The sequence below is a fragment of the Pseudomonas sp. MWU13-2100 genome (assembly GCF_023242365.1).
GTDB lineage: Bacteria > Pseudomonadota > Gammaproteobacteria > Pseudomonadales > Pseudomonadaceae > Aquipseudomonas.
Window position 1 is genome coordinate 1 of the sequence record NZ_JALLIX010000107.1, and the last position, 1,444, is coordinate 1,444.

At 55.9% G+C, this 1,444-nt stretch carries 1 pseudogene; it reads right to left on the reverse strand.

From position 1 onward, the window contains the following. Positions 1-46: 46 nt before the first annotated feature. A pseudogene (locus tag M5B99_RS29520) lies at positions 47-1,444 on the reverse strand (IS1182 family transposase); the annotation flags it as partial.

Genomic DNA, 1,444 nt, shown 5'->3' on the forward strand with positions numbered 1-1,444 from the left:
TTGTCGGGGCATTTGCTTTTCTGCAATCTGAAAAATGAAGGGCCTTTCAGCCCATCAGCGCCATCAGCTTCTGTGCTCCCAGCACCTGGATAGCTCTTTTCAAGTTGTAGGCCTGTACTGCAAGTGCCATTTCTGCGCGAGCACCCTGTAACTGGCGCAGCAAAAACCGGCCATTGCCGAAAATCCATTGCTTCAGGTTGCCGAAGGGATGTTCGACGATGGAGCGCCGATGCCCCATCATTTCCGGGTGCGCCTTCATTCGCACTTCCATTCGCTCAAATGCTGCTTCATGGGCGTGGCGCATCAGATACCGGCGTTCTGCCTTGGTGCAGCGGTTTTTCAGCGGACAACTTCGCCAGTCGCTGATGGCCGCCTGATAGATTCGGTCGCCCTTGCTCAGTTGCTTGAGTGTCAGCCGGTTGCCTGCGGGGCATTGGTACTGATCGGTGTTCGAGTCGTAGTTGAATTCGGTGCGGTCAAAGTATTGCTCGTCGCCACCGGTGGTGTTGATCGCCCGATTGGGAGGCACAAAAGCCGTGATCGCCGCGTCTTCGCAGGCCTGGAACTGGGCACCATTGGAATAACCGGCATCCGCCGTGACGCAAAGTTCGGATTGATCCAGCTTCTCTTTGGCTGCTTTGGCCATCGGTTCCAACTGACGGCGGTGCCTTCCTGAGTCACTTCGTGGTGCAGAATCAGGCAATGCTTGGCATCCACCGCACTTTGAATGTTGTAGGCCACGAGCGGCCCGGACGCTGTTCGCATTTTTTGCGCATCGGATTCACCCACAACGTGCTGAACCAGACCTTGAGCTTGCATCAGCACTTGGCAGGTCTGGTTATTGGCCTTTTTTACCTGCAACTCCGCCAGCGCTGCCTGCACCGCTGAACGATCAATCGACTCGCCTTCTTCGTCGCGATCGGCTTCATCGAGTTGCGCCAGATAACGCGCAATTTTCTTGTCGAGCGCTGCTTCCCGTTGCTGGAGCTTTTTCGGTGTCAGATGTTTGCGGCAGGAAGCCACAGCTTGAAACTTGCTGCCATCGATGGCCACCAACTCGCCTGCAATCAGACCGGCCTGCCGGCAGAAACGAACAAAGGCACGACAGGTCGCGGTAAACGCCGCGCTGTTATCGCGTCGAAAATCGGCAATGGTTTTGAAGTCCGGCGCCAATCGTCCCAACAGCCACATGACCTCGATGTTGCGTTGACACTCGGCCTCAAGCCGTCGTGACGAACGAATGCGTTGGAAATAGCCGTACAGATAGAGTTTGAGCAGATCGGCGGGATCGTATGAAGGACGTCCCGTGGCCTTGGGTTTGGCCTTGTCGAAACCCAGTTGCTCAAAATCCAGAAGCGCGACATAGGCTTCGATGACCCGAACCAGATGGTCATCGGGAATCAACTCATCCAGCGACAGTGGAAACAGCGCGCTCTGAGAGCGA